This window comes from Lysobacter sp. yr284 (assembly GCF_900107375.1).
GTDB lineage: Bacteria > Pseudomonadota > Gammaproteobacteria > Xanthomonadales > Xanthomonadaceae > Lysobacter.
Genome location: NZ_FNPT01000003.1, coordinates 108,155 through 133,066, shown reverse-complemented (window position 1 = coordinate 133,066; position 24,912 = coordinate 108,155). Strand labels below are relative to the sequence as shown.

Annotated in this window: 12 protein-coding genes; 5 read left to right on the top strand and 7 right to left on the bottom strand. The window is 71.0% G+C overall.

What is annotated here, in order from left to right:
- Nucleotides 1–576: 576 nt before the first annotated feature.
- Nucleotides 577–1,347 (bottom strand): TorF family putative porin, encoded by a 771-nt coding sequence (locus BLV01_RS07490; RefSeq protein ID WP_139178546.1) that lies wholly within the window; start codon nucleotides 1,345–1,347, stop codon nucleotides 577–579.
- A 452-nt stretch (nucleotides 1,348–1,799) separates the two neighbouring features.
- On the opposite strand from BLV01_RS07490, the gene BLV01_RS07485 reads away from it, so the two are divergent.
- The 5 genes from BLV01_RS07485 (at nucleotide 1,800) to BLV01_RS07465 (ending at nucleotide 6,760) form a co-directional block, all read left to right on the top strand.
- The gene (locus BLV01_RS07485; RefSeq protein ID WP_217633461.1) at nucleotides 1,800–2,951 is read left to right on the top strand and encodes a polyamine ABC transporter substrate-binding protein; all 1,152 of its coding nucleotides are present in this window, start codon (nucleotides 1,800–1,802) and stop codon (nucleotides 2,949–2,951) included.
- A gap of 4 nt (nucleotides 2,952–2,955) precedes the next feature.
- Nucleotides 2,956–4,110, top strand: a complete 1,155-nt coding sequence (locus tag BLV01_RS07480; RefSeq protein WP_091796151.1) for an ABC transporter ATP-binding protein — start codon at nucleotides 2,956–2,958, stop codon at nucleotides 4,108–4,110.
- A 193-nt stretch (nucleotides 4,111–4,303) separates the two neighbouring features.
- Nucleotides 4,304–5,161 carry an ABC transporter permease subunit gene (locus BLV01_RS07475; RefSeq protein WP_091797337.1) on the top strand — a complete coding sequence of 286 codons (858 nt, stop codon included), beginning with the start codon at nucleotides 4,304–4,306 and terminating at the stop codon, nucleotides 5,159–5,161.
- Nucleotides 5,158–5,973, top strand: a complete 816-nt coding sequence (locus BLV01_RS07470; protein ID WP_254782547.1) for an ABC transporter permease subunit — start codon at nucleotides 5,158–5,160, stop codon at nucleotides 5,971–5,973. The genes BLV01_RS07475 and BLV01_RS07470 overlap by 4 nt, the downstream gene beginning before the upstream one ends.
- 301 nt (nucleotides 5,974–6,274) lie before the next feature.
- A complete protein-coding gene (locus BLV01_RS07465) occupies nucleotides 6,275–6,760 on the top strand; it encodes a hypothetical protein (protein WP_091796149.1) in 486 nt (161 codons plus the stop codon).
- A gap of 249 nt (nucleotides 6,761–7,009) precedes the next feature.
- Here BLV01_RS07465 and BLV01_RS07460 read toward each other — a convergent pair whose 3' ends face one another.
- The 6 genes from BLV01_RS07460 to BLV01_RS07435 all read right to left on the bottom strand — a co-directional run bounded on the left by BLV01_RS07460 (nucleotide 7,010) and on the right by BLV01_RS07435 (nucleotide 24,908).
- A complete protein-coding gene (locus BLV01_RS07460; RefSeq protein ID WP_175485813.1) occupies nucleotides 7,010–8,353 on the bottom strand; it encodes a PstS family phosphate ABC transporter substrate-binding protein in 1,344 nt (447 codons plus the stop codon).
- A gap of 850 nt (nucleotides 8,354–9,203) precedes the next feature.
- Entirely contained in the window at nucleotides 9,204–21,206 is a 12,003-nt protein-coding gene (locus BLV01_RS07455; RefSeq protein ID WP_091796145.1) for a filamentous haemagglutinin family protein, read from the bottom strand.
- Between the two features lie 102 nt (nucleotides 21,207–21,308).
- Nucleotides 21,309–21,761: a hypothetical protein gene (locus BLV01_RS07450; protein ID WP_139178545.1), complete on the bottom strand. Its 453-nt coding sequence runs from the start codon at nucleotides 21,759–21,761 to the stop codon at nucleotides 21,309–21,311.
- A complete protein-coding gene (locus BLV01_RS07445; RefSeq protein ID WP_091796143.1) occupies nucleotides 21,761–22,432 on the bottom strand; it encodes a hypothetical protein in 672 nt (223 codons plus the stop codon). The genes BLV01_RS07450 and BLV01_RS07445 overlap by 1 nt, the downstream gene beginning before the upstream one ends.
- Before the next feature lie 20 nt (nucleotides 22,433–22,452).
- Entirely contained in the window at nucleotides 22,453–24,195 is a 1,743-nt protein-coding gene (locus BLV01_RS07440; protein WP_091796142.1) for a putative porin, read from the bottom strand.
- A gap of 44 nt (nucleotides 24,196–24,239) precedes the next feature.
- Nucleotides 24,240–24,908, bottom strand: a complete 669-nt coding sequence (locus BLV01_RS07435; protein WP_091796140.1) for a TonB family protein — start codon at nucleotides 24,906–24,908, stop codon at nucleotides 24,240–24,242.
- Between the last annotated feature and the right edge of the window lie 4 nt (nucleotides 24,909–24,912).

Here is a 24,912-nt window from a genome sequence, read left to right as displayed (position 1 = left end):
CCGCGACCGCGCCATCGCGGCGATTGCGAGGGTTTCGTCGTAGTTGCGTCGGCGTGGTCGCGGCTCGCGCCGCTCCTACAGTCGGAAACGCAACGCCACCGCCGTCATTCCGGCGAAAGCCGGAATCCATTTTGCCGTTGCCGTTGCCATTGCCGTTCGCCCGGACGCAACCCCACGCGAAGCACACGTCTCGCAGCCCCGAAGGGCGTGCGCATGGATGCGCACGCGCGCCATGGGGCAGGATGCCCCTTATGGCGCGGCCCCGCGTCCGGTGCTGGACCTAGTGGCTCTTGATTCGAAACAGCAATGCCTTTTCTTTGGTTACTTTCTTTGTGGCTTTGGACAAAGAAAGTGACCCGGCCGCTTGCGGACGGAAGCTTTGGATGGTGGCTTGTCGTCACTCGTTGCTGCGCTAAAGGCAGGAGCAACAGCAAAGTCAAAATGGATTCCGGCTTTCGCCGGAATGACGGCAAGCGGGATTCGCAGTTTCAGGAGGACGGATTCGCGGTTTCAGGAGCGTGGCAACGTAGCCGCGTCGTCGCGGCTGCCCCGCCGCCCGCACACCCCCACACGAAATCAGAACGTCCACCCCACCAACACCGCCACCTTGCCATCCGCCAGCTTCTTGTCGTCCAACCCCTCCGAAATCTTCGGCCCGTAGCTCGAGGTGGTGGTGTACTGCAGCTCCGCATGCAGCGGCCCGAACTCTCGCGTCAGCGCCAGCAGATAATCGTTGTAGCTGTCGCCCAACGGGTCCTGCAGGTCGTAGTAGCCGACCTGCGCCTTGAGCCCGAAGCCGCTCTCGCCGAGCGGCCATTCGCCGCCCGCGTTCCAGTAATAACCCTTGCCGCCGAGGCCGAAGATGTCCGGCGAATAGGCCAGGCCGACGTGGTAGTGCTCGGCGAAACTCAGGGTGCCTTCCAGCTCGGTGTAGTCGTAGTCGTAGCCGCGCTTGGCGCCCGGGTACGCGGCACGGGTCAGGACCACGTCCAGTTCCAGGCCCGGGCGCAGTTCTCCCGACCAGCCCAGGTAGCCGTCGAGTTCGTAGTGGACGCCGTCGCTGTCCTCGCCCGGTGCGGTGAAGTCGATGCTCGAGACCCAGGCGCCGGCGTAGAAGCCGCTGCGGTGTTCCAGGTTGATCTCGGCCTGCAGCGCCGGGTCTTCCTGGGTCTGGGAAACGCCGCGCCAGACGTAATCGCTCATCGCGGTGACGCCGCCGCGGACGTTCCAGTCGCGCTCGCTGTCGCCGCTCTCCTCGGCCCAGGCCGAAGGCGCGGCCGTGGCCAGGGCGGCGGCCAACAACAGTTGCGGGGCGCGCAGGCGCGCTGGCTGGCGACGGTCGGACATCTGCAATCTCCCTGGAAAACGTGCGGCGCGACGTCCCGGCGGGACGCGGCGCCGCGCTCGAAGCGGCGGCGAAACGATCGGACGGCGCGGGGCCGGCCGGTGGCCGCGGCGGCCTGGGCCGGCGGACCGGAGCGCGACGATACCGCACGTCGCGCCGGCGCGCGCGTCGGCCGTGGCCGCGTCCGCGACGACCGCCCCGCGCCGGTGCGGGCCGACGCCGCCCCAAGACCCGCCCCGACCGGGCCGGCCCCGAGCCGCCGGGTTCGCCGTCTCCCGTCCGCCTGCGCGCCGCCGTCGCCTCGCCGCAACCCGGCGAGGTCCGCGCGAACGCGGCGTAGACCTGGGCAATCGCATAATCCGTTGACACCGCGCGGCCCGTTTCCGAACATCCCCGCCAACGCCCCGCCGCCGTTGCGTCCGCGCCGGGCCGCCCGTCTTCCCAGGAGATTCCCGTGACCCTGCGCCTCGCCCCGCTCGCCTGCGCCGTCCTCATGCTCGCCGCCTGCGGCGGCAAGCCCGCCGCCGACGCCAACGGCCCCGCCGCCAAGCCCGGCGCCGAGGAGAAGGTGCTCAACGTCTACAACTGGTCGGACTACGTCGCCGACGACACGGTCAAGAACTTCGAGGCGGCCAGCGGCGTCAAGGTCAACTACGACGTCTACGACGCCAACGAAACCCTGGAAAGCAAGCTCAGCGCCGGCGCCTCCGGCTACGACGCGGTGTTCCCGTCGGCGCGCCCGTTCGCCCAGCGCCAGGTCAAGGCCGGCATGTACGCCAAGCTCGACAAGAGCAAGCTGCCGAACTGGACTCATCTGGACCCGCAACTGCTGCAGAACCTGGCCTCGATCGATCCGGGCAACGAGCACCTGGTGCCGTACATGTGGGGCACCACCGGCCTGGGCCTCAACGTCGACAAGATCAAGCAGGCGCTGGGCGAGGACGCGCCGCTGGATTCGTGGTCGCTGCTGTTCGATCCGGCCAACGCGGCCAAGCTCGGCAAGTGCGGCATCACCGTGCTCGACGACGACCAGGAAGCCTTCGGCGCGGCGCTGCTGTGGCTCGGCCGCGATCCCAACGCCGGCGCCGCCGACGAGATCGACGCGGTCAAGAAGGTCTACGCGGCGATCCGCCCGTATGTGCGCACCTTCAACAACGCCGAGTACAAGGACGCCTTCGCCAACGGCGACGCCTGCATCGTGATGGGCTATTCCGGCGACATCGCCCAGGCCAGCACCGCCGCGTTCGACGCGGCCAAGAAGGCCGGCAAGCCGGCGCCGAACCTGCGCTTCGCGATCCCGAAGGAAGGCGCGATCCGCTGGGTCGACGTGATCGCGATCCCCAAGGACAGCAAGCACATCGGCAACGCCCACGCCTTCATCGATTACCTGCTCGATCCCAAGGTGGCCGCGGCGATCAGCAACCACGTCGCCTACGCCAGCGCCAACAAGGGCGCCGCGCCGCTGGTCGATCCGGCCATCGCCCAGGACCCGGGCGTGTACCCGCCCGAAGCCGTGCGCGCCAAGCTGGTCGATCCGCGCTCGCTGCCCGAGGACGTGCAGCGCCAGCGCGTGCGCGCGTGGACCAGCATCAAGAGCGGGCACTGAGCGCGTGAGCGTCCCCGTCCGCAGCCCCGCGCTGGAGCCCTGGCGCGACCCCGCCGCGCAGCCGTTCGTGCGCATCGAAGGGGTCACCAAGACCTTCGGCAAGGTCTACGCCTGCGACGACATCTCGCTGGACGTCTACCGCGGCGAGTTCTTCGCCCTGCTCGGCGGCTCGGGCTCGGGCAAGAGCACCCTGCTGCGGGTGCTGGCCGGGTTCGAATCGCCCGACCGCGGCCGGGTGCTGATCGACGGCATCGACGTCACCGACCTGCCGCCGTACCAGCGGCCGGTCAACATGATGTTCCAAAGCTATGCGCTGTTCCCGCACATGAGCGTGGCGCAGAACATCGCCTTCGGCCTCAAGCATTCCAGCGGCGGCGCCAAGCCCGGCGCCGGCGAGATCCGCGACCGCGTGCAGCAGATGCTGGAACTGGTGCGCATGCCGCAGCTCGGCAACCGCAAGCCCGACCAGCTCTCCGGCGGCCAGCGCCAGCGCGTGGCGCTGGCGCGCGCGCTGGCCAAGCAGCCCAAGCTGTTGCTGCTGGACGAGCCGCTGGGCGCGCTGGACAAGAAGCTGCGCGAGCACACCCAGTTCGAACTGGTGAGCATCCAGGAACGCGTCGGCACCACCTTCATCATGGTCACCCACGACCAGGAAGAGGCGATGACCATGTCCTCGCGCATCGCGGTCATGGACGCCGGCCGCATCGTCCAGGTCTCCACCCCGGCGGTGCTGTACGAATACCCGTCCACGCGCTTCGTCGCCGAGTTCATCGGCGGCATCAACCTGCTCGAAGGCCGCGTGCTCGGCCAGGACGGCGACGGCGACCTGCGCATCCAGTGCGACGGGGTCGGCGGCGAACTGCTCGCGCGCCATCCCGATCCGCTGCCGGAAGGCACCGCGGTCGGCATCGCGGTGCGGCCGGAGAAGATCGACGTGCACGAGACCCGGCCCGAGGGCTTCGACAACGCGGTGATGGGCAAGGTCCGCGACATCGCGTATCTGGGCGACGTGTCGATCTACCACGTGCAGACCGAGGCCGGCGCGGTGCTGCGGGTGCAGGAGACGCACGTGGCGCGCAGCTCGCAGCCGCATTACGACTGGGACGACACCTTGTGGCTGTCGTGGGATGCGACCAGCGCGGTGGTGTTGACGTCGTGAGCGGCGGATCTTCGCATTCGGGTTTTGCGGCCGTCGTCGCGGGAGGTCGGTCGTGAGCGTGCAGGAGCGCAGGCAAGGCTCGGGAATTTGGGGGTTCTGGGCGGATGTCGTTTATAACCTTTTCGGTTGGTTCCGCTCGGTAGGCGACGAATTCCGCACCCGCCGCGGACGCTTGCTCGTCACCGCGGTCCCGATGCTGTGGCTGGCGCTGTTCTTCTGCGTACCGTTCCTGATCGTGCTGAAGATCAGCTTCGCCCAGTCGGTGTTCGGCCAGGTGCCGCCGTACACGCCGCTGCTGGAGACCGCCGAGAACGGCGGCACCACCCTGCGCCTGCACGCGGCCAACTACGCCGCGCTGCTGGCCGACCCGCTGTACGTGGCGGCGTACCTGAAGTCGCTGCTGTTCGCCGGCGTCTCCACCTTGTGCTGCCTGCTGCTGGGCTACCCGATCGCCTACGGCATCGCGCGCGCGCCGCGGCTGTGGCGGTTGTTGCTGCTGGTGCTGGTGATCCTGCCGTTCTGGACCAGCTCGCTGCTGCGCACCTACGCGCTGATCGGCCTGCTGCGCGCCAACGGCTGGCTCAGCCAGACCTTGGTCGGCCTGGGCCTGCTCGAACCCGGCCAGGCGGTGCTGCACAGCAACCTCGCCGTGTACATCGGCATCACCTACAACTACCTGCCCTTCATGATCCTGCCGCTAGCGGCGACCCTGATCCGCCTGGACTTCACCCTGCTCGAAGCCGCCGCCGACCTCGGCGCGAAGCCGTGGCAGGCGTTCCGGCGGGTGACCCTGCCGCTGTCGTTCCCCGGCATCCTCGCCGGCAGCCTGCTGGTGTTCATTCCGGCGGTCGGCGAGTTCGTGATTCCCGACGTGCTCGGCGGCCCGGATGCGCTGACCATCGGCCGGGTGCTGTGGACCGAGTTCTTCACCAACCGCGACTGGCCGCTGTCGGCGGCGATCGCGGTGGCGATGCTGCTGCTGATCGTGCTGCCGACCCTGCTGTTCGAATACATCGAGAACCGCCGCGTCGCGCGCGAGGCGCAGTCGTGAAGCGGCGGCCGTTCGCGCTGTACACGATGATGGCGCTGGGCTACGCCTTCCTGTACCTGCCCATCGTCTCGGTGATCGTCTATTCCTTCAGCGGCTCCGACCGCGCCACCACCTGGGGCGGGTTTTCGCTGAAGTGGTACGCCGCGCTGGCGCAGAACGAGCAGATCCTGGAAGCGGCGCAGCGCAGCCTGATCATCGCCGCGATCTCGGCCACCGCCGCGGTCGCGCTGGGCACCGCCAGCGGCCTGGCGCTGTCGCGCTTCGGCAAGTTCCCCGGGCGCGGCATCCTGAGCCTGATGAACTCGGCGCCGATGGTGATGCCCGACGTGATGCTCGGCCTGTCCTCGCTGCTGCTGTTCGTCGGCCTGCAGCAGTTGTTCGGCTGGCCCGAGCGCGGCATGACCACGATCACCCTGGCCCACATCACCCTGACCGCGTGCTACGTCACCGTGGTGGTGCGCTCGCGCATGACCTCGATGGACGCCAGCCTGGAAGAGGCGGCGATGGACCTGGGCGCGAAGCCGTGGCGGGTGTTCTTCGTCATCACCCTGCCGTTGATCGCGCCGGCGCTGCTGGCCGGCTGGCTGCTGGCCTTCACCCTGTCGCTGGACGACCTGGTCATCGCCAGCTTCACCTCCGGCCCCGGCTCGACCACGCTGCCGATGCTGGTCTATTCCAAGGTCAAGCTTGGCGTCACCCCCGAGATCAACGCGCTGACCACGATCATCGTGGTGCTGGTGGCGATCGGCGTCAGCGTCGCCGGCGTGCTGATGCACCGGCGCGAACGCAAGCTCGCGCGCAGCGAGAGTTGAGACTCGCCAGCCGCCGCGCCACGTGCGCGGCGACACGCGCATTCATGCGCGCGTTCACACCCGTGCAACCGCGCCGACACGTGGTTTTGTTCTCCTAGCGCGCGGGGACAAGCACGCCCACGACGCTGCGCACTACCGGCCGACGCCCACCGGCGCGATCCGGCCATTGGTCTTTCACCTGCACTCTCCTCGCGGCCGCGCGATGCGGCCGTTGCTGTACGCCCTGCCTCGGCGTGCTCGTCCGCGTCCCCGGATGCCGCGCATCCGCGCCGGTTCCATCCAACCTTCAAGGAGACAACTCATGGACTACGCAATCCGCGCCAAGCTGTTCGCGGCCGTCGCCGCGCTCGGCCTCGGCCTGCTCGCCGCCCCGCACGCCGACGCCGCCAGCCAGTGCAAGACGCTCAAGCTGCTGCCGGGCGTGGTGCAGGTCTACGCCACGGTCGACGGCGCCGCCGCCGGCGACAGCGCGTTCTGCACCGCCGACTTCGCCTGCCCGACCGGTTCGACCAAGGTCGAAGTGTTCGGCACCGCGCTGGCCACCACCCGCGACGCGGTCGTCGCCGTCGACAACACCGCCAACCTCAGCAGCGGCGAGCAGGTTTCGTCGAACTGCATCGCCACCGTGGTCGGCAACGGCAAGCGCGTCACCGTCAGCACCTGCAACGCCAAGGCCCAGGCGCCGGCCAACAAGGGCACCGCCGACGCCTCGGCCTGCTCGGTCTACGCCGAAAGCCCGGCCGGCGCGCGCGTCGGCGCCAACGCCACCTGCTTCTGCGGTACCTGATCCAAGTCCGCTCGATTCACGCTCGCCCGATTCACGCTGGATTGATCCACGCACGACCGATTCACGCCTGACCCAAGGCGCCGCCAGGCGAACGGGCAAGAAAAAAGCTCCCCGATGCGACCGGGGAGCTTTTCTTTTTTGCGGCGTTGCTTTTGCAGCGTTTCTTTATCGATGCGTTTGTTCAGAACGTTCTTTCGAACCTGCCGCCATGCGCGGCGGCGGCAATCCATGCCGCCGCCACGCCCGCGATCAGTTGATGCAGCTGTTGATCGAACCGACCGCCGAGCTGCGGAACAGCGCGTTGCCGTCGATGTAGGCATAGCCGGTCGGCAGCGAGACGCGCGTATCCGGCGGGGTGACGCCGCCGACGGGCAGCGGGGCGTAGAACTGCTTGAACAGGTTCTTGAGCGCGGTGGCCTTGGTGCCGTTGCCGGCGTTGTAAGCGGCCAGGTAGGTCACCGCGGCGATCGGGTAAGCGCCCGAGATCACGGCGGTCGGGTTGACCAGGCGGGTGCAGTTGCGCGCCGGGGCGGCGACGCTGGCCGGCACGTCGGCGACGGTGGCGCCGTCGAGCACCTTGCCCGACAGCAGCGCGGCCGGAGCCAGGCTGACCGCACCGGTCGAACCGAACAGGGCCGGGTCGTTGCCGTTGACCGAGGCGTACATCACGCCCTGGCTCAGCACTTCGGCGATGTCGGCGTAGCCGAACGCGTCGGTGGTGGACTTGACCTTGGAGACCACGCCGTTGTTGCCGGCCTGGGCCGAGGAGGCCGAGTAGTTCGGCAGCGCCAGAGCGGCGGCGGTGGCGAAGCTCTGGTTCGGCTTGAAGAAGTCGGCGGCCAGGCCGAACTTGCCGTTGCACTGCGCGGCCAGGTAGCTGGTGAAGGCGAACGAGGTGCCGCTGCCTTCCGAACGGTAGACGATGGTGATCGGGTGCGAACCGGCCACCGGCGAGGTCAGGCGCGAATCGTTCCAGTTCTTGATGTCGCCGGCGAAGATGCGGCAGACCTGCTCGGTGTTCAGCGCGACCGAGGTCAGGCCGCCGGTGGTGTCCTTGAACGGCAGGGCGATGGCGCCGGCCAGGACCGGGATCTGCACGATCGCGGTGCGGGTGGACGCCATGTTGGTGATGAAGGTGTTGTAGTCGGCGGTGGCGATCGGCGCGTCGGTGCCGATGAAGTCCGGAGCCGACTGGCCCGAGACCGAGCTGAAGCCGGTGATGCCGGCCGGCGAGCAGGCGCCGTTGGCGAAGATGCCGTCGTTGTTGAGGATCTTCTTGCCGGTGCCGCTGCCGGTCTGGCAGTAGGAGACGGCATCGGCCGAGTAGCGGGTGTGGAAGTCCTTGAACACCGGAACCTTGGTGCCGGTGGAGTTGCCCAGGCCGGCGACGCTGAAGGTCACGGCCGGCAGGGTGATGGCGGAATCGCGCGACAGCTTGGCGACCGGCGAGGTGCCGTTGTACAGGTCGCCGACATAAGCCGGGGCCGGGAAGGTGGCGCCGCCGCCGTACAGATCGGCCGCGTTGGCCGAACCAGCGAAGACCAGGACAGCGGTAGCGGCCAGCAGGCCGACATGAAGCTTGTTGCGATGCACGAGACGTCTCCTTTTGAGGGTGCGGGCCGAATGCCCGCGGATCAATCCGTATCTGTTCGTTGCAAGGCGCCGACGCGTTGCCTCAACGGGCTGCGTTGGCGCGGCGACAGAATGGGCGCGGCGTGTGCAAGCGCAACGACCATGCGGGTAAGTATTTATTACATGCTTCAAGTTACTAATCGGCTGGGATTTAGCGCGATCTAAATCGTGTTTTCGTAAGCGATGCGAAGGTTTTGTGTCTGCGCGCGATCGCGTGGTTACACAGATGACAGCGTGCGCGCGCACTGCGTCACGGTCGCGCGCGATGAGTCCGGAGCTTGTTTGCGACGCGGATCAATTGTCATCTGCGTAGAAATCGACGCGGCCAGTGCGTTCGCCCGCGCGGCCTCGCTGGCTCGCAATCGGCGTTGCGAAAGGCGGGCACGGTTCTCAGCGATTCGCAACGAAGCGGAGACTCGTTGGCGATGGAGATGGAGATGGAGATGGTGTTGCGTGCGGATGCGGCGTCGCTGTCTGCATTCGCGGTTCGTGCGGTTTGCTTGCGTCGCGACGCAATGGACGCCGCGATGTCGCACGGGCGTTTGCGCGGGAATGAACGCTGGGCAGCCGCCGTGCTTTCGATAATGCGGCGATGAAGGGTGCGGCGTTGTTTGGTTTTCGCGCTCGCCGCTTGCGCAGCTCCTGCAGGCAGGCGATGCGGCGGCGGTCCGCGACGGCGCGGGCGATCGCTGGCTTGGCCGTCCAGGCGGCTCAGCGCTGATCGGGTCGTTGCCGCCCACGAAAAAGGGCGGCCTGTCGGCCGCCCCGTTTCATTCCCCTGCCCTTCGCGCCGACGCTTCGGCGCGCGGCGTTACGGCGAGTTCGCGCAGCGCGGGTTGCTGGCCTGGCATTGGCCGAAGCCGATCACCTGCACCGAGATCACCGCCGGCAGGTCGCGGCCGCCCATCGCCGGGCGCCTTTCCGCCATCTGCTCGGCCACTGCGTTCACGCCCGAGCTGGCCGACGAGGCCGCGCTGAGCGCGCCGGTGTCGACGTTGCGCGCGACCGGGATGCCGAGGGAGTCGCCGTCGACCTGGATGTTGTCGGCGTTGGCGATGGTCTGCGCGGCGACGATCAGGTTGCCGCCGATGCGGATGCCGGCGTCGCCGGCATCGATGGTGCCGCGCGGGGCGACCAGCACCGCGTCGCCGGCCTTGCCGGCCGCGGCGGTCTGCAAGGTGGCGATGCCGGCGCCGGTGACCAGGCCGCGCGCGTCGATCCGGCAGTACTGGTCGACGTCGCAGACGTAGCGCACCGGCGGTTTGTCCGACGAGGTCTTGGCGCCCTTGCCGGCGTTGATGTCGCCGTTCGAGCTCCAGATCGTCAGGTCGCCGCCGCGCTGGGTGAAGATGCGGCTCTGCGCGAGCAGCACGCTGCGGTCGGTGAAGATGCCGATGTCGCCGACATCCAGCGTCAACACGCCTTGCTGGTTGGGGCCGATCACGGTCTCGCCGCGGTTGTTGGTCACCAGCGGCGGCGCGGCCACGCTGCCGACCAGCACTTCGCCGCCGGGGCCGAGAATGCGCACGTCGCCGCCCTGCTGGGTCTGCACGGTCGAACCGCGCATGTCCATGCGCCCGGTCGCGACCGGTGCGTCGGCGCCGTTGGCGCCGCCGTCGAGGCGGTTGGCGGTGTAGCCCAACGCCTGCGGGAACAAGGTGTTGATCGCGCGGTAGCCGGCGGCGTACTTGCCGAACTCGGGGCTGGCCGGGTTCTTGTTGTCGCGGCCGGCGCGTTCGAGCAGGTCCAGGAACACCTTGTCGACCAGGCGCTGCTGCGCCGCTTCGGGCAGTTGCGCGAATTCGGCCCAGGCCTGTTGCGGCGACAGCGCGCCGTCGCCTTGGCCCTCGCCGTCGCCGCCGGCGTCGCGGCGCTGCTGGCGCACGTAGGCGGCGAGCCAGCCCGCATAGGCCGCGGATTCTTCGCCGGCCGGATCGAGATAGCGCGCGGCGAACGCGCGCGTGTCGATGCCCGGCGCGACGCCGAAGCGCACCACCAGGTCGGCGCCGTCGTAGCCCAGCCCGGCGTTGTCGCGATTGCCGATGGTGCGGATGCCGCCGCCTTCGGCGCGCAGCTGATTGAACGCGTAGGCCTCGTTGGCCGAAGTGAACGGGCCCAGGTCGCGCCCGGCCTGGATTTCGAAGCTGCCCGGCCCGCCCAGTTCCATCCAGTTGTAGCGGCTGACCCGGCCGGTGATGCTGCGGCCGAGCGGGCGGTAGTACAGATCGCGTCCGGCCAGCACGCGGGTGGCGTCGCTGGCGCGGTAGTTCTGTCCGCGCAGGTCCAGGTCGACGATGTCGCGGCCGGCGCGGATCGTCGCCGGCTTGGGCAGTTCCAGGGTCAGGGTGTTGAAGCTCTGGCGCTGGTCCGGCTGGCCGTTGACGATGTCGCCCAGCGCGTACACCCGCACCGGCTCGCGGTCGTCGCGGTGCAGGTTGGCGCGCTGGTCGCGGCTGGCGATGAACACGTCCAGGCGCGAGAAGTCGAACGCGGTCTGTTCCGGCAGGCTCGACAGCGGTTGCAGCGGCGACGGCATCCAGGCCGGGTCGATGTCGAGCAGGCGCAGCGTGTCCAGGCGCGGGAACGTGTCGGCGTACAGCAGCACGTCGCCGCCGGCGAGCAGGCTCAGGCCGCCGCGCGCGGACGGGAACAACTGGCCGCCGTTGCGCACGCGCACGTCGCCGGCGATCGCGACCAGGCTCAGCGAACCCGGCAGCACCTGCGCGAACAGCGAGCTGCTGCCGATGTTGTACGGCGCTTGCGGACGATTCGGGTCGCGGCCGCCGTAGGCGAACAGCGCGTCGCCGAGCAGCAGGCTGCCGAGCTGCACGTCGCCGGTGGTCGAGGTCGCATTGAGCGCAGCGTCGGCACCGAAGGTCTGCGAATCGACTTCGCGCTCGCTCAGCCGCGCGTACGAGGGATTCAGCACCCGGCCGATGTCGACGTCGCCGCTGGCGCCGACGTTCCAGCGCGCGTCCTGCATCGCCAGGATCGGCGCCACGCCCGAGTTCATCGTCGTGGTCTGGCTGCTGACGTTCTCGATGAACACCGGCACGCTCAGCTCGTACGCCGAACCGATGCGGCCGCCGGCGTTGAGCGAACCCTCGCCCTGGGACACGAAGAAATCGCCGCCGAGCACGTCGCGGCCGGCGCTGGCGCGCAGGTCGCCGCCGCCGAAGCGGCGCAGGCCGCCGGCGCCGTCGCGCTGCCACGTGGTCGGCGAGGACGCCGACACTTCGACCAGGTCGCGGCCGGCATCGAGGCGGATGTCGCCGCCGACGCTGAGCAGGCCCTGGGCGAAACCGCCGAAGTTGATCGAGGTCGAGACCAGGCGGCCGTCGGCGTCGACGAGGTTGCCGGTCTGCATCCACGGCCACCAGTACTGGACCAGATAGCTGCCGGCGACGCCGCTGCGGCGGCCGTCGCTGTCGCGGATCTGGCGGTTGCCGACGATATCGCGGCCGGCGCGCAGGCTGAGGTCGCCGGCCGCTTCCGGATTGACCGCGCCGGTGACCGCGACCAGCGGGCCGCCCAGATTCTGCGGCGAGGCCGCGCCTTCGACCCGCGGCCGCGAGGTATCGGCGCTGGTGCCCGCGCCCGGGCGGCCGGCGGTGTAGACGCTAGCCGGCGCGTCGCGGTCGGCGAAGCGCACGTCGCGCGCGGCGACCAGTTCGATCTCGCCGGTGCCGGTGCGCAGCACGTTCGGCAACAGCAGATCGCTCTGGCCGGGCTTGCGCAAGGTGGTGTGGCCGTCGAACACGATGTCGGCCGCGCCGCTGCCGGCGCGGTCGGGCGCGACGCTGGCGAAATCGGCGCCGGCGACGAAGCGGTAGCGGCTGCTGTCGCCGCCGGCGAGCTGCTGCTCCAGCCACGGCGTCGGCCGTTCGACCGTGGCCTGCAGCGTCGGCGTGCGGTCGGCGGCCGGCGGCACCGGGCCGAGCACCGGCAGGCGCGCCACCCAGGTCATCGGCGGCGCTTCGCCGTTGGCGATGCGGTTGGCCAGATCGAGCACGTAGCTGCGGTAACGGTCCAGATAACCGGCGTAGTCGCCCGGGCCGCTCGGCGGCGTCGGTTCGGCGATGCCGGCATCGCCGGTGCCGGCGATCGAGATCAGCAGGTCGATGAAGCCCATCAACGAGGTGCCGGGGCCGACGATGTTGTCGAGCGCGCTGTCGGGCTTGGTCATCATGCCGAACAGTTCGTCGTACTGGCCGTAGTACTGGCCGGATTCGTCGTTCGGATCGTAAGGCTGCGGCGCGGGCAGGAACTGCTCGCTGTCGGGCATGCTCAGCGGATTGTTCTGCAGCCAGGTCATGCGCGCGGCGGCCGAGCCGTCGTAGTTGCCGACCGCGCCGCTGCCGGCGGCGTTGTAGTTGTAGAACCCGTCGCTGATGCTGGCGTTGACCTGCACTTCGCCGGCCGCGCGCAAGGTCAGCACCGGCGCGGCGCCCTGGTAGCGGAAGTCGGGCGCGTTGCGGTCGCCGGAGTTGAGGTTCCAGTTGGTCAGCACCCGGATCGCGCCGCCGTCGCGGCCCGCATCGGGATTTTGCAGCTCGATGCCGGGACGCGCGCGGAACTGGGCGATGCCGGCGAAGCGCTCGCCGAAAGCGAAGCCCGGGGCCTGGGCGAAACGCATCAGGGTACCGGCCTGATGCTCGACGCTGTCGCCGTTGAGATAGCCGTAGAAACCCTGGTGCGCGGCGTTGGCCGCCTCAGGGGTGAAGTAATGGGTCTTGAGATACAGCGCGAGCTGCTCCGGCGTCTGCGGCGCGGCCAGTTCGGCGCCGCTGGCGTCGCGCCACTTGCCGGCGACGAGCTTGCCGTCGGCAGCGTACCAGCCGGCCGGATCGACGATGCCGTCGAAGTGCCGTTCGGGATGCGCCGGGTCGATCGCGTCGCTTGCGCTCCACACCGCATACGCTTCCAGCCCGACCTCGCGCGCGCCGACGAACGCCGCCGGGTTGTCGACTTCGATGTTGACGTCGCCGCCGACCAGCAGCGGCGCGCGCAGTTCGACCTTGCCGCCGGCCAGGCCGCCGACACTGCCGCCGCGCACGTCGATCAGCGCGTCGCGGCCGATGCGGATGACGCCGGCCGCGTCGCCGGCGATGTTCTGATAGCCGAAGAATTCGTTGAGGCTGCCGTCGCTGCGGCCGCTGGTGCCGATGCGTACGGTGCCGCCGCGCTTGCCGGCGTCGCTGCCGTTGGCCAGCAGGCGGCCTTGCAGGTCCACGCCGTGGCGGCCGTACAGATCGATCCGGCCGCCGGCGCTGCCGGAGGCGTCGATGTCGCCGAGGACGCGCACGTTGCCGTTGGCCGCGTCGCGCAGCAGCGCGTCGCTGCCGCCGTCGGCGATCAGGCTGACCTCGCGCGCCTTCAAGGTCTGGCCGGCGCCGAGCTGCAGGTTGCCGCTGCGGCTGCGCACCGCGATGCTGCGGTCGATGCCGCTTTGCGCCAGCCGCTGCGCCAGCGCGTCCAGGTCCAGCGCTGCGCCGCTGTCGAGTTCGATGCGGCCGCCCTGCCCCTTCGGCGCCGCCCCCTTGAGCGTGCCGTCGAGCGCGATCGCGCCCTGCGGCGCGAGCAGGCGCAGTTCGCCGGCGTCGCCGCCGCCGGCCGCGGCCGATACGTCGAGCTGCGCGCCGTTGGCCAGCGCGATGCCGCCGCGCTCGGCGCGCAGTTCGATCCGTCCGCCCGGCGCGTACACCGGCTGGTCGAAGATCGCTTTCGGCAATGCCGACACGTCGATCGCGCTGCCCGCGTCCAGGCGCACGTCGCCCTGGGTCGCGACCAAGCTCGCGCGGCCTGAGTTGGCCCGGATCAGCGCGCTGCCGGCGATGCTGGCGCCGCGCAGTTCCAGCGCCCCGCCCTGCGGCCGCGCGGCGTCGGCCGCGGCGTCGCCGACGCGCACGAGCGCGATCGCGCCGCTGCTGCGAAGGCTCTGCTCGGCCCCGCCTTCGGCCTGGAGCAGCGGCGCCTGCAGGCGCAGATCAGCGGCGCCGAAATCGACGCTGCCGCGGCCGCCGGCAGAGATTTGCCTGGTCGCTTCAACCGACACCTTGGCGAAACCGGCGAACTGCGAATCGCCGCCGCTGAAGGCGACCGAATCGCCATGCAGCTGCAGGCTGCCACGCCCGGCCGACGCGTCGCCGGCGGGGCCGCCCTGCACGCCGAGTTCGTTGCCCAGGCTCAGCCGCTGCGCGCTCAGCCGCACCGTGCCGCCGTCGCCGCCGAAGCGGCGCGCGCTGAGGTTGAGTTCGCGGTCGCTGTCGACGTCGATATCGCCGTAGAACGCCATCTCGCCGTAGCTGCGCAGACTCACCCGCTGGGCCTGGCCGAACTGGGCCAGGGTGTTGCGGCCGACCACGAAGCCGTCGTAGCGCGCGTGCGGATCGGCGCTGAACACCACCCGCCCGCTGCTGGCCTGGATGTCGCGCCCGGCCAGCACCGCGCTGGCGTCAACGCGGGCGTTGCCGGAGGCGTCGAGCATCAGCGACGCGCCGCCGTCCAGGCGCGCTCCGGCGCCGACGTCGAGCAGGCCGCGCGATTGTTCGAACGCCGGCAGGCCGCGCCGTTGCAAGGTCGCCGCGCCGGCGTTGGACACCCGCAGCAGCGCGCCGTCGCCGCTGATCGCGGGGCGGTTGCTGGCGGCGTCGGCGTTCTGGCCGACGACCAGTTGCAGATCGCCGGCGCCGGCCAGGGTGCCGCGCGCCTGGATCACGCTGCCGTCCTCGATCCGAACGCCCTGGCTGCCGTCGCCGGCCTTGGCCACCAGCACGATTTCCGGGCCCTGCAGCGGCGAGGCGGCGTCGTTGGACACCAGCACGTCGCGCGCGCGCACCGAGATCGCGGTGCCGTCGCCGCCGCGTTCGCGCACGCCGCCGATCAGCAGGCTGCCGGCGCCCAGCGCGCTGAGCTGGCCGGCATCGAGCTGCACATAGCCTTCGAGCGCGGCCTGGTTGCGGCCGCGGATCTGGATCGCGTCGGCGACCACGTCGATCTGCGCCGCGGCGCCGCCGTCGGCGGCGGCCACGTCCAGACGCGCGGCCAGTTCCAGCGCGCGCTGCGCGCTGAGCACCAGTTGGCCGCCGTCGCGCGGCAGCTGCGGCGCGAACCGGCCGGCCTTGCCCGCCTGTTCGGAGAAGAACTTGTTGGCTCGGCTGAGCTGGTATTGCGAGTACTGGCCCCACACCGCCGCCGACTGCACGTCGAACAGTTGGCTGCGCGCATCGCGCGCGCCGCTGAGCGAGTCGACGTAGTAACCGGCGACGCGGTGGGTGCCGTCCGGCGCGGTCAGGTTCTGGCTGGCCAGCGCGTCCTTTCCGCCGCTGCGCTGGACCACGCGGAACGCGCCCGGCAGGGTCGCGTAGCGGCCCGGCAGCAAGGTGTAGACGCCGTCGGCCAGCCCCGGCACGCCGGACAGGTACACCGACTTGCCGATCTGGCTGGGGCCGGCGCCCTGGCTCAATAGCGGGTCGCTCGCCGCCAGCGGCGACTGCGCGCCCGGCACGATCGCATAGACTTCGCGGCCGTCGGCATACAGCGGCGCGCGCGTGCCGCTGCCGCCGTCGGCGTAGCTCACCGCGAAGCTCGACAGCAGGTCGCGGCTGCCGCCGGTGCCGGCCACCCATTCGAACGCCTGCAGATCGCCGCCACCGGACAGGTCGACGCGCGCGCCGGCCTGCAGCGACAACTCGACGCCGTCGAGCGAGATGCGATTGAGCGGCGGCGCGGTCAAGCGCTGCTCGACCTCGTTGCCGTCCCATTGCAGCGAATCCACGGTCTTGCCGTAGGGCAGCACGCGGCCGTCGAGCGAGACCGAGGTCAGGCTGCCGGGCGCCAGGGTCACCTTGCGCGTCGGCGTCAGCGCGAGCTGATTGAACAGCGCGCGGGTGGCCGGGTCGTCGGCGTTGCCGGCGCCGAGCACGATCTGCCCGGCCGGCGCGCGCAGCGTACCGGCCTGTTCGATTTCGCTCGCGTCCAGCAGCAGCTTGCCGCCGGCCGACAACGGCAGCGGCGCGGCCGCGCCGTTGCCGGCGATGCGGATCGCGGTGTCGGCGCGCTGGCCGGCCGCGTCCTTGGCGCCGAGCGCGCGCACGATGAAGGTCTCGCCGCTGGCCGGATACAACTGGGCCGCGCGGAACGACAGGTTGCCGCCGCTGAGCAGTTCGCCCGGCACCAGCCGCACTTCGTTGTTGATCGTCGCGCTCTGGTAGAGGCTGGGCGTGTGGAAGCGGATGTCGCCGCGGCTGTCGAAGGCGGCGTCGGCGAAGTTGCGCAACGCCACGCGTCCGCCGATGTCGATGAAGCCGGCCTCGACCTTCAGCGTCGCCGCGCCGGGCTTGCCGGGTTCCGCCAGCGCGGTCGCGGCGTCGCCGCCAAGGCCTTGCAGCGACACGTAGGCCGAACGCAGCGTGGCCGCGCCGCGCTCGCCGCCGGCCTGGAACGCGCGCGCGTTGATCATCAGCGCGCGCGCCGGCGACAGGGTCACATCGCCGTCGAACACCACCGGCGCCACGCCGGGGCCGCGGATCAGGCCGTCTTCGCCGATCCCGACCAACAAGGTATCGATGCCGGAACCGTCGAGCGAGTCGGCCTGGAAATGCATGGTCCCCGAAGGCGCGTCGCGGCCCGGCTCGATCGTCCCGCCGGCGCGCGCCGACGGATCCAGTCGGCTGCCGCTTTGGTGGAACACGATCTGCGACGTCGCCAACGGCGCGCGTCCGCCGCTGACGTCCAGCGGCCGCACGCTCTGCGCGGTCAACAGCTGCACGCTGCCGCCGCGCGCCTTGGCGTCGCCGCCGGCGGCCTGGATGCGGCCGTCGAAGAACAGGCCGCCAGCCGCGGCCAGCACCAGCTCGCCGCCGTCGCTCCACACCGTGCGCGCCTGCAGCGGCGCCTGGCCGATCGCGCCGCTGTCGGCCGGCAGGTCGAACACCGCTCGTGCGCCGGACAGGTCCAGGCGCGCGCCCTGCTCGACCACCACATAACCGCCGTCGTTGCTCAGGCCGATGCGGCCGCCGTCGAGCAGCTTGCCGTCGCGCGGCACCGCGCCGCCGTTGGGCAGCGGCGCCTTGAACGGATTGAGCAGCGCCACGCCGGACACGTCGAGCACCGCCTCCGCGCCGACCCACACCGATTTGTCCGCGCGCCAGTAATCCACCTGCGCCGGGCTGTGCGACGGCGACAGCGCCGTGCTCGACGTATCGCCGGACAGATCGATGCTGCCGCCGTGCGCGATCACCGACCCAAGCACCGTCAGCTGCCCGCGCGACCCCAGGCGCACCGCGCCGCCGGCGTCGACCTGCAGCTGCGCGCCGCGTTCCAGGGTCAGCGTGTCGCGCACCTGGTCGAGCCCCGCCACGTTCGGCAGGGTGCGGCCGGTGGCCGCGCCGGCTTCCAGGAAGAAATCGGCGGCGTCGCGGTGATAGTCGTCGAGGCGGCCGAACGCGCCGTATTGGCCCGCGCCGCCGGCGTTCAAGCCGGCGTAGAGATCGCCGCCGCTGGCCAGCCCGCGCAACGCGTCGAGGTTCGGCAGGAAATTGCGCTGCGACACGCTCAGCTGGGTGCCGGCAAGGATGCGCGCGTCGTGGCGCGCGACCAGGTCGTAAGCGCCGAAATCGCCGTCGTGGAAGAAGCCGGCGTCCAGGCGCAGCGTGCGCGCATCGCCGGCGAGCGGATCGGCCGCCGACGCGCCGATCAGGATGTCGCGCGCGTGCAGGCTCAGCGTGCCGCCGCCGGCGAGGCCGCCGCCGCGCAGGTTCTGCGCGCTGAAGCGCAGCTCGCCGGCGCCGGGCTCGGCGGCGTACGCCGACGCGGGCAGGAACGGATTCAGCGACTGGGTGCCTTCGCGCGGTTGGTACAGCTTCAAGGCGATATCGCCGCCGCGGCCCAGCGGCACGCCGTCCTTGGCCGCAAGCTGGCCGTTGGGCAGGATCCGGCCGCCGCCGGACACGTCCAGCAGCGCGCCCGGATCGAGCACGATCGAGCCGCTGGCGTCGCGGCCGCCGCCGGCGCCGTCCTGCTCCCCGCCGTTCAAGAGCGGATACTCGGACACGCTCAGGCTGATGCGGCCGCCGTCGATGTGCGCGCCGCCCTGGCGCTGGTCGGCGACGCGGTCGCGGTCGTTGACCCATTGTCCGCGCGCGAGCAAGCGGCCGCCGGAGCGCACGGCGATGCCGCGGCGCGCGCCATCTTGCGGATCCGGGTCGTTCTCGCTGGTCGCGCTTAGCGCGATCTCGCCCGAATCGGCCTGCAAGGTGCCGGCCACGTCGACCCGTGCGCCGCTCAGGGCGATGCGGCCGCCGGCGTCGACTTGCAGGTGCGCGTCGCTGGCCACCTCGATGCGCGAAAGCTTGTCGCTGAGCTCGACCGTGCCGAAGCCGGCCCGATTCAACGCCTGTGCGGACAACGCGCCGCCCTGCTCCTGGGTCAGGCGCTGCTGCATCGAAAAGTCCGCGGCCACATCGGGCACAGCGCCGTTCTGCAAGGTCCAATGGCCGTAACCCGCGCCACCGACCGAGACGCTGAACTTGCCTCCCAGCGCCGGCGCGCCGCGCTCGCGCTGGTCGCGCCCGGATTCGGCGTTGCCGCGCAGTTCGCCGGCCAGCACCAACCCGGTGTCGACGCGGGTGGCATCGACGCCGGCGTCCTGGCGCAACACGATGTTGAGCTCGCCGCCGGCGCCGCCCTGCACGTAGTCGGATTCGTAGTAGCGGTCCGAACGCGCGAACCCGGAATAGAAGTACTCGCGCACGTTCCAGCGCTGGTGGTCGAGCGAGAACTGGCCGGCGAAGCCGAGGTAGGACTGCGACGGGTCGGCCCCGGCCAGGCGGTAGGTGCGCCCGTCCGCGCCGATCACCCGCGGGGTTTCGACCATGCCGCCCTGGTAATGCAGGAAGCCGCCGCTGACGTCGATCACCGAGCCGCCGCGGGCGACGAATTCGCGCGCGCTGACGTTGATGGTGCCGCCGTCGACCAGCAACTGGTCGATGCCGCGCGGGCGCTGGTCGGCGTAGCCGGCGGCGTTGAACAGCGGGCTGCCGACCCAGGCGCGGCCGTCGTCGGTCACGCCGCGCTCGCGCGCGTCGAGCACGACCTTCTTGCGGTAGAACGCGCCGCCGCGCAGCAGCGGCGAATCGGCCAGCTCGTTCTCGCCGACGCGTTCGATGGTGATGAAGTGGTCGGACATCGGCCGCTGCACGTCGGCCAGGCCGGCGACGTTGATCTGCGCGCCGCGGTCGATCTGGATGCGCGCGACGTCGGGCTTGCTGCTGCCGTCGCGCAGCGGCTCCATGCCGACCAGATCGAGCCTGGCGCCGGGCATCAGCACCAGCGAGCTTTCCTGCAGGCGCATCTGCGCTGCGGCCAGCACCGCATTGGGCGCCTGGAACGCCTTGTCCGCGGTCGCCGCCGAGGTGGTGGTCTCGCCGTCGCGCTCGGGCAGGATCGCGGTGACCGAACCGCTGCCGAAACTGAGCTTGCCGCCGGTGCTGGCGCTCAGATCGCCCGGCTTGTCGACGCCGGCCGAACGCGCGTGGTTGGCGGCCACTATAGAGATCCGCCCCGGCCGGCTGACCGAGGTGGTGGTGCCGACATAGCCGTCCTGGCGCAGGTCGTAGCCGGTCAGGGTGACGGTGCCGCGCTTGCTGGCGACGATGCCGGTGTTGTCCAGGCGGCCGTAGCCGACGTTGGGCGCGCTGGCCTGCGGCGCCACGCCGCTGTAGCGCAGGCTCAGTTCGTTGCTGGCGCCGGCCGGCGCCGGGGTCGAGAACGCGCCGACCACCGCGGCCAACTGCGCGTGGCCGTCTTCGGCGATCACGCTGCCGGCGTTGCTGAGGTTCGGCGCGGCGATCAGGGCATAACCGCCGGAACCGGTCTTGATCTGCGCGCCGGCATCGATGCGGATGTCGCCGGAGGCCTGCGGCCGCGTCGCGGCGCCGCCGACGAATTCGGCCAGTTCCGAGGTCAGCACCGCCACGTCGGCCTTGGCCCGGCGCACGCCTTCGCCGATGAAGATGCGGTTGCTCTGGGCGACGTCGTTGCTGAACAGATTCAACGAAGACACCAGCAGCGAGCGGGTGTTGACCTGGCTGGTGCCGCCGAACATCACGCCGTTGCGGTTGAGCAGATACACGCTGCCTTCGGCCTTGATCTGGCCGAAGATCTGGCTGGGCCGGCCGCTGGGATCGTCGACCCGGTTGAGCGCGATCCAGTCGTTGCCGCCGCCGGCCTGGTTGCCGGCGCGCTGGTCGAAATGGACCGTGGTGCGGCGGCCGACGTTGAAGCTTTCCCAGCTCAGGATCGCCTTCTTCTGGGTCTGCTCGATGGTGACGGTGACGTTGTCGCCGTCCTTGCTCTGGCTCGGGCCCTTGGCGCCGAGCCACAGCTTGGACTGGTTCAGGCGCGGGTCTTCGACCGCGATCGCGCCGGGCTCGAAGCGCACCCCCGCGGCGACCTTGAGGCCGCCCTCGGCCAGGCCGTCGGGAATCTGGTTGGCGGCCGCCGAGGCCGCCGCCGCGGCGCGCGCGGCCACCTGCGCGGCGTCGAGCGCGGAGCGCACGCGCGCAGCCTGGGCGAACGCGGCCAGCGAGCGCTGCGCCATCTGCTGCGCCTGCACCGACTGCTGGCCCTGCTGCTGCACGTTGCGCGCGGCCTGCGCGGCCGGATCGGCGCCGCGGCGCGCGAACGGATTGGGATCGGCATACGCGGCGCCGCCGACCAGCGCCAGCGAAATCGCCGCGCTCAGCGCGAACAGGCGCAAGCGCGCGGGCGAAGGACGGCCAGAGACGTTACCGGCGAGGGGCTTGCGGGTCATGACGGCTTCCTTTGCGCTGGCAGCGTGGCCGCGGCGGAGGCATCGCGCAGCGCGGCGACGCGGTGGAATGGGAAAAGGGCTTCGGCCGCGCGTGCGCGCATCTCAGCGCACCGGCGGCCGCGACAGCGGCGTAGCGGGAAAACTGCGGTCGGGCCGTTGCGGCACGACCGACTTGCCGTACTGGTCGCCGAGCCGCTGGCGCGTCGCCGCCGGCACCGCCAGGCCCTGCCCGATCGGCGCCAGCCGTTCGCCCGGCGAATCGGCGGCGACGACCGGCGCGACCTTGTCGACTTCGCTCTTGATCGCGTCGTTGACGCAATCCCAGCGCCCGGCCTCGTCGTGGCCGATGCGCACCTGCACGCACGGCGGCGGCGGCGGCTTCGAGGCCGGCAGGATCCGCCGCTGCGCCGGCAGCGCCGCGGCCGCGCACAGCAACGCGGCAGCCAGCGCCGCGCGCGCGCCGCCGTGGCGCGCACGCACGCCCACGCGCGCAGGCGCCGCGCGCGCGACCGCACGCAACGCAACGACTACGACGCGGGCGCGCGCAGCGTCCATCACCCGTTCGGGGTCGTGCCGGCGGTGCGCGCGGCGCCCTCGCCGGCGCCGCACTGGGCGCTCTTGGCGCGCTCGTCCTCGAGCCGGCCTTCGAGCTCGCGCGCGCGGTTCTCGCGCTCGACCTGGCCGAACCCGAGCAGGGTCACGCGCCTGCCTTTGGAATACGCCGGATCGCGGTACAACTGCGCCAGCTCGCGGCCGGCGCGGTACAGCGCCTCGCTGCCGGCGGCGCATTCGGCCGCGCGCGCCTGCGCCGCCTGCAACTGCTGCGCCAGTTCGGCGCGTTCGCGCTCCTTGTGCTGAGCGTTCTGCGCGGCCTGCTCCTGCGCGCTGCGCCACTTGAGCGCCTCGCCGCGCGCCTGCTCGGCCGAGGCCGAAGCCTGGCCCAGGCGTTGCTGCAGCGCCGCCAGTTGCGCGCCGTCGGCGGCCGGCGCGGGCTTGGCCGCGCGGCCCTTGAGCTCGTCGCGCTCGCGCTCGGCCGCGGCGGTGGCGGACTGCTGCTGGGCCAGCGCGGCCTCGGCGGTGCGCAGGCGCGAGGCGGTATCGCGCAGCGCGTCGCGCAGGCGGGTTTCGTTGGCGCTCTGCGCGTGCGCGGCGGAGGCGGCGAACCACAGCGCCGCCAGCAGCGGCGCGCTGCGCAGGGCGGCGTGGCGAATCGAAGGCAGGCTCATACGCTAGGCGTCCTTCCCGGTCAGAACTGGGTGTTGAGATCGAGCTGGATCACATCGACCGAGTACGGCTGGCCGGTGACTTCGTTGGCGCTGAGCCAGCGCAGGCCCAGCCAGGTGTTGCGCGCCAGGCCCAGCGAGCCGCCGACGATGAAGCCGCGCGCGTTGGTCCCGCCGAGGTGGAAGTCCGAATCGGTGAAGGCATCGGGCACCGCATCGGATTCGAGCCGCTTGTAGCCGATGCTCGCGTTCCAGTCCCAGGCCTTCTCGATCTTGGGCTGGCCGACCAGCAGATTGACGTAGTAGCCCATGTCGCCGCCGTCGAAGATCGCGGTGGTGTCGGCCGGATCCAGGGTCGGCTTGAAGTTGTTGAGCGGCCCCAGCGCGCGGATGCGCCCGGCGTCGTACTTGGTGTTCTTGACCACGTCGGCCTCGAGCACGATCTTGACCGGATCGAAGCGGGCGATCTCCAGCGCCGCGTGCAGGTTGGCCACGCCGAATTCGCTGGCGTAGCCGAAGTACTGCAGCTGCGGGCCGTTCGGCGCGCCCTGCGCCGGCACGATGTTGCGGATCGCGAACATGGTGTTGCCGAACTGCTGGAACTGCGGGCGCGACAGGTCGGTGTCGCACACGTCCTTGGCGGTCGGCGCCAGGCACGCCGAGGAGAACTGGCCGTTGAGCTTGTCGAACAGGAAATAGCCCAGCCCCAGCTTGAGCGACATGGCGTCGGCGAAGTTCCAGTCCAGCCCGGCCTGGGCGCCGTACAGCCACTTGTCGCGGCTGGATTCCTTGTCGATCTTCTGGGTCGAGCCGAAGTCGAAGTCGGTGTTGAACACCGGGAACGCGCCGACGTTGACGAAGGTCTTGAAATCCGGGTCGTGCGCGAACTGGGTCTTCACCGCCACGCCGTCGAAGTTGAGATCGTTGTCGAACAGCAGCTCGCTGGTCCAGAACGGATTGGGCGTGCGGCCGATGTCGGCGCTGAGCCAGGAGGTCGGCTTGAGCCGGACGTAGGCGCGGTCCAGCCACAACGAATACTTGGACAGGTTGCCGCCGGCGCCGAGGGTCTGGTTGGTCGAGACCGGGCTGCGGTCGCTGCCGGTGGCCAGGCGCAGGTCGGCCTCGACCCAGTCGGCGATCTGCGCGTGCACGCCCAGGCGCGCGCGCAGGCGCATGCGGCCGCGGTTCTTGGTGGTGTTGACGTACGGCACCGGGTTGGCGACCGGATCGGCGACGTCGTAACCCGAACCGCTGTTGAGCGCGGCGAAGTTGGGGAACTCGCGGTAGTTCTCGCCGTCGTTGAGCACGTCTTCGGCGCGCGCGCGCAGGTCGCCGTAGACGCTGATGCGCTGGGTCCATTCCGGCAGCGCGTTCGGCGTCGCCCAGCCCTCGCTCTTGGCCTGCTGGACCACCTCGGCGCGCAGTTCGTCCTTGATCTGCTGGCGCACCACTTCCGGCACGTACGGCACCACCACCGCGCCCGGCGCGGTCTGGTAGGCCGGCTGCGCCGCGGCCGTTGCGGCCGGACGGGCGGCCGCGCTGGCGCTGGCTTCGGCGATCAAGTCGTCGGCCTGGCCGCGGGTCAGCACGCCCTTCGCCACCAGCAGGTCGATCAGCTTGAGGGTCACCTCGGGACTGATCTTGGCGGCGTCCGCCGGCGCGGCGGCCAGCGCCGGCGCGGCGCAGGCCGCCAGCAGCGCGAGCGCCAGCGCGCGCACGCGCAGGCGGGGACGAAGACGGCGGCGGAGTTGGATCGAAGCGGTCATGCGTGGCCTTCCTGAAGTTGAAGTCGTATCGAGGCGCGCCGCGGTCAGCCCGGCGACGACGCGCCGATGCGCAAGTTGATCGGTTGCGGCATCTCCGCCGGCGGCGGCTGCGGCAGCGCGCGGCCCTGCAGCGCGGCGACGATGGCCGCGTCGAGTTCGGGCTTGCCGGTGCCGGCGATCACCTGCGAGCGCTGGATCGTCCCGTCGGGGTTCAGCCACATCGCCACCGTGGCGCTGTAGCGGCCCTTGCGGGTCTTCTCGGCCTGCTGCAGGTACTGCTGCACCGTGCGTTGCACCATCGCGGCGTAGCCGGCATACGGATTGCCGCCGCCGCCGTTGCCGCCGATGCGGGTGCCGCCACCGCCGGTGCCGGCCTGCAGGCCGAACTCGTTGCTGCCCGGGCCGGCGTCGGCGGTCAGCGGATCGCCCGGCGGTTCGGCCGCGTCGTCCTTGGGCGGCTCGATCGATTCGAACGGCGTGTTCTCCACCGGCGTGGGCTCGTCGGGCACCTTGTCCGGCTCGGGCGGCGGCGGGGGCGGAGGCGGCGGCGGCAGGATCACCTGGGTGATGCGCGGCGGCTGGCGCTTGACGGTGGGGCCGGCGCCCTGCATCAGCGACCACACCAGCCACGCCATCACCGCGACGACGCCGATGGCGCCGATCACGCCGAGCGCGCGCGAGAACTTGGAACCGCGGCCGTAGGTCTCGGACACGTGC